Genomic DNA, 6,697 nt, shown 5'->3' on the forward strand with positions numbered 1-6,697 from the left:
ATTCTACGGGCCCGCGGGTCCCGCGGGCGACGGCCGTGCGGCGGTCGGGAGCCCGATCACCGGGTCGGTGAGCTGCCGCTCCCGCTGGATCGTCGGGTCGCGGCGCAGATCACCGGCCGAGTACCGACGCGAGAGGGCGAAGGGGGTGAGCCCGGCGGCCGCGTAGCCGTCGGCGACCATGGCGTGCTCGATCGCGCCGAGCAGCGCTGCCGGGTCGGTGACGCCCAGCTGCCACCAGCCGAAGGGGGTCTCGCCCGCCGTCGGCTGGTACCGGTAACCGCCGGAGAAGGCCTCGATGGCCTCGTGGGTCCCGGTGGGGCTGTTGGTCCACCCGTTGAGGACCACGCCGGGGGGGAAGGCCGCCCGCTGGCGGTGGAGGGCGATGGGCATGCGGGTCATCGCGCGGACGCTGCGCGCGATGAAGACGCGTCCGGGGTCGAGGCTCGCCCACGGGAGGACGTCGTACCCCCCGCGCAGGCCGCGCAGCACCAGGCCGTGGGCGTGCACGTCGTAGCGGTACCGCCGCGCCGCGAGCAGTGCGCCCGTCGCTGCCAGGACCGCGACGACGACCGTGACGGCGCAGGCGGCGACGGCCGCCACCAGCGCGGCGCCCGGGGCGAGGAGCAGGACGAGGACACCGAGGACGACGCCGACGCCGAGACCGACGCCGACGATCCGCACCCACGCACCGACGCCGATCCCACCGCGGAACCGGGCGACGAGCGGACCCATGCGGCCCGGGGTGGCCGACGAGAACCACGCCAGGGCCTCGTGGTCCGCGGGCGTCCCGCCGGACCACCGGTAGAAGGCCCGGCTCACTGGGCGGCGACCCACGATCGCCAGGTGTCGACGACGACCTGACCGGGCGCCCCGCGGAAGGCCATGTGCTCGCCCATGCGGCGCCCGAGGAAGACCGCGGCGTCCTGTCCCACGTGGATGTTGAGCACGTCCGGGGTGGCCTGGCCGGGGCTGATCGCCATGAGCGAGGTCGAGTGCGTGCAGTCGGCGAGGAAGGAGTTGTCCTCGGTCTGCGTCTCGAGCTGCGCCGGCGTCAGGTCGGCCTCGACCGCGGCCGCCGGGGCCCCCGCGGTGACACCGACGACCGTGAGGAAGAGCTCCTCCTCGTCCTCGACCCGCACGATGTGGAAGCTGTGCATCCCGGCGGGGGTGACGACCTCGCGCAGCCACAGCCGACCCTCGAGCGGACGCAGGAGGTACCACCAGGGGCCGTCGTCACGCGCGGTCTGCGCGGACAGGCGCGGCTCGGTGTCGCGCAGGCGCAGCGTCGCCAGCACCGGCTCGGCGAGCCGGTAGGCCTCCTGGCCGCTCTCGTCGACGAGCTGGAGGAACTGACCGCGCGCCGTGAGCGCCCGGAGCGTGGCGAACTGGGTCAGCTGCTTGGCCTCGACGACGAGGGAGGAGTACCAGACGCCCATGGGTCCGGCCGCGTCCTCGGACCCGAGGTAGGCGACGAGCTCCTCGTCGGTGAGGGTGCCGATCTCGAGCGGCAGCTGCGAGGTGCGGGCGGTGTCGAGCAGCTCGGCGCACACGCGCTGGGCCTCGTCGCTCGCCACGAGGTCGAGCAGCGGCGCCTCGGCGGCGGTGGTGTCGGTCACGAGAACAGCCCTCCGATGGTGTTGAGGCCGGACGAGAGGACACTACCGGCGTCCTCGACGAAGCTCTGCGCGCTGTCACCGATGTCGGACAGCCGGTCTCCCGTCCAGTCCCACGCCTGCTGCGCGCCCGCGGCGATGTCGTCACCCCACTGGCTGACGACGAAGGAGCCGATGGCCAGGCCGCCGGCGACGGCCCAGCCGACGGGCCCGGAGGCGATGAGGAGGGGCGCCGCGACCGAGGCGATGCCCAGGCCGCCGGAGATCGCCTGGGACCAGTCGCCCTCCCGGACCCCCTGGACGAGGTCGTAGGCCCCGACACCGACGGACAGCGGACCCAGGAGGCGACCGAACCCACGGGTGAGGGCGGCCAGCCGGCTGGAGTTGAACAGGGGCGCCAGGCGCGAGCTGCCGAAGAGTGCCGCTGCCCCCCTGCCGAAGAGTGGGTGGGTCAGCTCCGCCTGCAGGTAGAGCCCGAGCCGGGCGGCCGGCGAGAGGATCGGACGGGTCAGCGCCGGGATCCCGCTCAGCAGGGCACCGAGGCCGCGACCGGCGTTGAGCGCCCTGATGATGTCGTTGACGCCGTCGAGGGCCCCGACGCGTCCGACCCACGTGGAGAGGTTCTCCAGCCACGGGACCCCCTCGGGACCGGACGGCCCGCCGGGACCGCCCGGGCCGGGGCCGGTGGGCAGACCGCCTCCGCCGAGGACGCTCCCCGTGGAGGACGACGTGTCGTCCTGCTCCCCCGCCTCGGCGCGCAACCGCGTGCTCAGCATCGACAGGGTCTGGCCGGCGGCCTGGAGCGACCTCTCGGCAGCGCCCCACTCGCGTCCGAAGTCCTCCAGGTCGGGACCCGCCCACGCGCCGTGGAGCACCGAGAGCTGCCCGCGCCCCCGCGTCCCGAGCTCCCCCAGCTGCTCGCTGCTGCGCTGCAGCCGACCCGCGATCAGGTGGATGCGAGCCGCATCCATGCCCTCGGTGACGCTCATGTCTGCTCCCCTGCTCCTCGGCCTCGGTCCTGCTGAACACTAGGGGCGCCGCAGCGGCCGCGCGAGGGGGAGGACTCCCCCTTCGCTCAGTGCCAGCGGCCGCGAGAGCTCACCACGGCGATCGCGGCGGGTCCGGCCGTGGAGGCCCGCAGGACCTGCGCGCCGAGACGCACCGGGGTCGCGCCGGCAGCGACCAGGCGCTCGACCTCCTGCGGGGAGATGCCACCCTCGGGACCGACGACGAGGAGGACCTCGCCGGCCTCGGGCAGCTCGACGGTGGCGAGCGGGGTGCTCGCGTCCTCGTGCAGGACGAAGGGGGTCACCCCCGCCCCGCAGAGGTCGGCGAGCCCCGCGGTGGTCACGAGGTCGCCGAGGCGCGGCCACCGGCCGCGCCGGGACTGCTTGGCCGCGCGCTCGACGACGTTGGCCCACTTGCGGCGGCCCTTGTCGACCTTCGGGCCCTTCCACCGGACGATCGAGCGGTCCGCTTGCCAGGGCACGACGGCGTCGACGCCGAGCTCGGTCGCGGCCTCGACCGCGTCCTCGTCCCGGCCGTCCTTGGACAGCGCCTGCACGAGCGTCAGGCGCACGGACGGCTCCGGCTCGTCGGCGCGGGCCGTGACCCGCAGGCGCACGAGGTCGCCGGCCACGGCCTCGGCCGTCGTGAGCACCCGGGCGCCGCCCCGGTCGGCGACGAGCACCTCCTCCCCCACGGCGAGGCGCACGACCGTCGCCGCGTGGTGCGCCTCGGGACCGGTGAGGTCGACGACGCCGTCGACCCCGAGGCCGTCGAGGGCCCCGGGGTCGACGAGGAAGAGCGGTGCGGTCACGCGGTCAGCGTCCCTTGAAGGCGTGGCGCAGGCGCCCGACGAAGCCGGAGTCGACGTCGTCGAGCTCGCCGTCGGGCTGCTCCTCGTCGCGGACCTGCGCGAGCTGGCGCAGCAGCTGCTCCTGCTCCGCGTCGAGCCTGGTGGGCGTGCGCACGTCCATGTGGATGACGAGGTCGCCGCGGCCCTCGACCCGCAGGTGGGTCACGCCCAGACCGGGCAGGACGATCGTGTCGCCCGGCTGGGTGCCGCGCTTGACGGCGATCTCCTGCTCCCCGTCGAGGGTCGCGAAGCTCATCGTCACGCCGAGTGCCGCCGCGGTCATCGGCACCGAGACCGAGGCGTGCAGGTCGTCACCGCGGCGGGTGAAGGTCGCGTGGTCACGCACGCGCAGCTCCACGTAGAGGTCGCCGGCCGGACCGCCACCGGGACCGACCTCCCCTTCGCCCGCGAGGTGGATGCGGGTGCCGGAGTCGACGCCGGCGGGGATGCGCACCTTCATCGTGCGGCGGCTGCGGACCCGGCCCTGGCCGGAGCACTCGTGGCAGGGGTTGGGGATGACCTCGCCGTAGCCCTGGCAGGTCGGGCACGGACGGGTCGTCATGACCTGCCCGAGGAAGGAACGCTGCACCTGCTGGACCTCACCGCGGCCACCACAGGTGTCGCAGGTGCGTCGGCCGGTGCCGGGCTGGGCACCGTCGCCGGAGCACGAGCCGCAGACCGCCGCGGTGTCGATCGTCAGGTCCTCCTGGCCGCCGAAGACGGCGGTCGCGAGGTCGATCTCCAGCCCGACGAGGCCGTCCTGGCCGCGCGAGGAGCGCGAGCGGGGGCCGCGGCCGCCGCCGCCCGCCTGGCCGAAGAACTGCTCCATGATGTCGCTGAAGCTGAAGCCGGCACCGAAGCCCTCGTGCGCACCGCCGTACGGGTCGGCGCCCATGTCGTACTGGCGCCGCTTGGTCTCGTCGGAGAGCACGTCGTAGGCCTGGGAGACGGCCTTGAACCTCTCCTCCGCCTCCGGGCCCGGGTTGACGTCCGGGTGGAGGGTGCGGGCGAGCTTGCGGTAGGCCCGCTTGATCTCCTCGGGCGTGGCCTGCCGGCTGACGCCGAGGTCCTCGTAGTAGTCGTTCACGCGTGACGTCCTCGTGGGTCGTGGTGGTGGTCGGTGCGGGTGGACGCCGGTCAGGCGTCCATGATCCGCGAGAGGTAGGTGGCGACGGCACGCACCTGCGCCATCGTCGCCGGGTAGTCCATCCGGGTCGGGCCGAGCACGCCGACGGCGCCGACCTGCTCGTCGCCCGAGCCGTAGCCCGAGGTGATGAGCGAGGTGCTCTGCAGCCCGGTGACGGGGTTCTCGGAGCCGATGCGTACCGAGACGCCCGTGGCGTCGTGGCCCGCCTCGGCACTGAGCAGCCGCAGCAGCACGACGTGCTGCTCGAGCGCGTCGAGCACCGGCTCGAGCGTCATCGGGAAGTCGCTCGAGCTGCGGGCGAGGTTGGCCGTGCCGGCCAGCGTCACCTTGGTCGCGCGCTCCTCGGCGAGCGCCTCCTCGAGCGCCGCGAGCACCCCCGCCGTCAGGGCGTCCTCGGTCTGGCTGTCCTCCTCGTGGAGGGTCGCCAGCGAGGTGAGGGCGTCGGCGAGACGACGCTCCCGGGTCGCGGCGTTGATCCGGGCCCGGGCGCTCGCCAGGGCGTCGGCCCCCGCCGTCGTCAGGTAGTCGACGCCGATCGGCACGATGCGCTGCTCGACCCGACCGGTACCCATGATGACGACGACCATGAGCCGGGTCTGCGCCATCGGCACCAGCTCGATGTGCTTGACGGTGCTGCGGGTGAGCGAGGGGTACTGCACGACGGCGACCTGGCGGGTGAGCGTCGAGAGCAGCCGCACCGTGCGGTCGAGGACGACGTCGAGGTCGTCGGCGCCCTCGAGGTAGTCGGTGATCGCGGCGCGCTCCCCCTTCGACATCGGTCGGATGGCGGCCAGCCGGTCGACGAAGAGCCGGTACCCGGCATCGGTCGGGATCCGACCGGCCGAGGTGTGCGGCGCGACGATGAGGCCCTCGTCCTCGAGCACCGCCATGTCGTTGCGGACGGTCGCCGCGGAGACGTTGAGCTGGTGCCGGTCGAGCAACGCCTTGGAGCCGACGGGCTCCGAGGTCTGCACGTAGTCCTCGACGATGGCGCTGAGCACGGCCATCCGGCGTTCCTGACTCATGCTGCCTCCTTCGCTGGCACTCGGTCCGACTGAGTGCCAAGTCTACGACCGCGCGCCGCATTCCCCGAAGTCCGGCGTGCCGTCGCCCGGGTGTCCCCCCTTCGTCCTACCGTCGATGCCCGTGAACGATCGATACGGCAAGGATGTCCTCTCCGGCGACTGGAAGTCCAAGGGGAGGCTGTCGCGCCCGACCTCCCGCGCCCTGGAGGCGACCCGCGGCACGGTCGTCGAGGACGTCGAGACCGGCTGGGTCGGCGCCGTCGTCGCGGTCGAGAAGGCCGGTGGCGTCCACGTCGTGCACCTCGAGGACCGCCGCGGCCGGGTCAAGGCCTTCCCGCTCGGCCCCGGGTTCCACGTCGACGGTGCGCCCGTCACCCTGACGGCGCCGAAGGGGGCGCAGCGCGCGGCCCTCGCCGCCGCCCACCAGGCCGCCTCGCGCACCGCGAGCGGGTCGGTCGCGGTGCACGACAAGAGTGCGAAGGTCGCGCGGGCCTCGCGCATCTTCGTCGAGGGGCGGCACGACGCCGAGCTCGTCGAGAAGGTGTGGGGGCACGACCTGCGGGTCGAGGGCGTCGTCGTCGAGCCGCTCGACGGCGTCGACGACCTCGCGACGGCGATCCGGGACTTCGGGCCCGGCCGGGGCCGGCGCATGGGCGTGCTCGTCGACCACCTCGTGCCCGGCAGCAAGGAGTCGCGGATCGTCGCCGAGGCCAACCGGGTGGCACCCGACCACGTGCTCGTGGTCGGGCACCCCTTCGTCGACGTGTGGCAGTCGGTCCGGCCGCAACGCCTCGGCATGGAGGCCTGGCCGACGATCCCGCGGTCGACGGAGTGGAAGCGCGGCATCTGCGCCCACCTCGGCTGGCCGCACGAGACGCAGGCGGACATCGCCCGGGCGTGGAAGCAGATCCTCGGCACCGTGCGCTCCTACGCCGACCTCGAGCCCTCCCTGCTCGGGCGGGTCGAGGAGCTCATCGACTTCGTCACCGCCCTCGAATGACCTGAACCCGCATTCCCCTAGGTGTTGCGGGGCATGAGGTTGGTGACACGAGGA

General features: G+C 73.8%; 7 protein-coding genes. 1 reads left to right on the top strand and 6 read right to left on the bottom strand.

Translation table 11 applies throughout. The features are described 5' to 3' along the window. Nucleotides 1–3: 3 nt before the first annotated feature. The 6 genes from ABC138_RS13235 to hrcA form a co-directional block, all read right to left on the bottom strand. On the bottom strand, nucleotides 4–834 hold the full coding sequence (locus tag ABC138_RS13235; RefSeq protein WP_170307532.1) for a hypothetical protein: 831 nt from the start codon (nucleotides 832–834) through the stop codon (nucleotides 4–6). Beyond that, nucleotides 816–1,616: a hypothetical protein gene (locus tag ABC138_RS13240; RefSeq protein ID WP_345913969.1), complete on the bottom strand. Its 801-nt coding sequence runs from the start codon at nucleotides 1,614–1,616 to the stop codon at nucleotides 816–818. Before ABC138_RS13240 ends, ABC138_RS13235 begins: the two co-directional genes overlap by 19 nt. Continuing rightward, a complete protein-coding gene (locus ABC138_RS13245; protein ID WP_068423493.1) occupies nucleotides 1,613–2,602 on the bottom strand; it encodes a hypothetical protein in 990 nt (329 codons plus the stop codon). The genes ABC138_RS13240 and ABC138_RS13245 overlap by 4 nt, the downstream gene beginning before the upstream one ends. A gap of 86 nt (nucleotides 2,603–2,688) precedes the next feature. Further along, a complete protein-coding gene (locus ABC138_RS13250) occupies nucleotides 2,689–3,432 on the bottom strand; it encodes a 16S rRNA (uracil(1498)-N(3))-methyltransferase (protein WP_068423491.1) in 744 nt (247 codons plus the stop codon). 4 nt (nucleotides 3,433–3,436) lie between these two features. Continuing rightward, nucleotides 3,437–4,558 carry a molecular chaperone DnaJ gene (gene dnaJ / locus ABC138_RS13255; protein WP_068423490.1) on the bottom strand — a complete coding sequence of 374 codons (1,122 nt, stop codon included), beginning with the start codon at nucleotides 4,556–4,558 and terminating at the stop codon, nucleotides 3,437–3,439. Nucleotides 4,559–4,608: 50 nt separating this feature from the next. Further along, on the bottom strand, nucleotides 4,609–5,643 hold the full coding sequence (hrcA, locus tag ABC138_RS13260) for a heat-inducible transcriptional repressor HrcA (RefSeq protein ID WP_338537928.1): 1,035 nt from the start codon (nucleotides 5,641–5,643) through the stop codon (nucleotides 4,609–4,611). Between the two features lie 121 nt (nucleotides 5,644–5,764). Between hrcA and ABC138_RS13265 the strand changes: the two genes are divergently transcribed. Continuing rightward, on the top strand, nucleotides 5,765–6,643 hold the full coding sequence (locus ABC138_RS13265; protein ID WP_345913970.1) for a DUF3097 domain-containing protein: 879 nt from the start codon (nucleotides 5,765–5,767) through the stop codon (nucleotides 6,641–6,643). Nucleotides 6,644–6,697 lie beyond the last annotated feature (54 nt).

The organism is Janibacter sp. LM, from assembly GCF_039631275.1.
GTDB classification, from domain to species: domain Bacteria; phylum Actinomycetota; class Actinomycetes; order Actinomycetales; family Dermatophilaceae; genus Janibacter; species Janibacter terrae.

What these genes read in the sequence shown, in the direction of transcription:
- ABC138_RS13245 (WP_068423493.1), bottom strand. Translation starts at nt 2,602, where the DNA reads ATGAGCGTCACCGAGGGCATGGATGCGGCTCGCATCCACCTGATCGCG.
- hrcA (WP_338537928.1), bottom strand. Translation starts at nt 5,643, where the DNA reads ATGAGTCAGGAACGCCGGATGGCCGTGCTCAGCGCCATCGTCGAGGAC.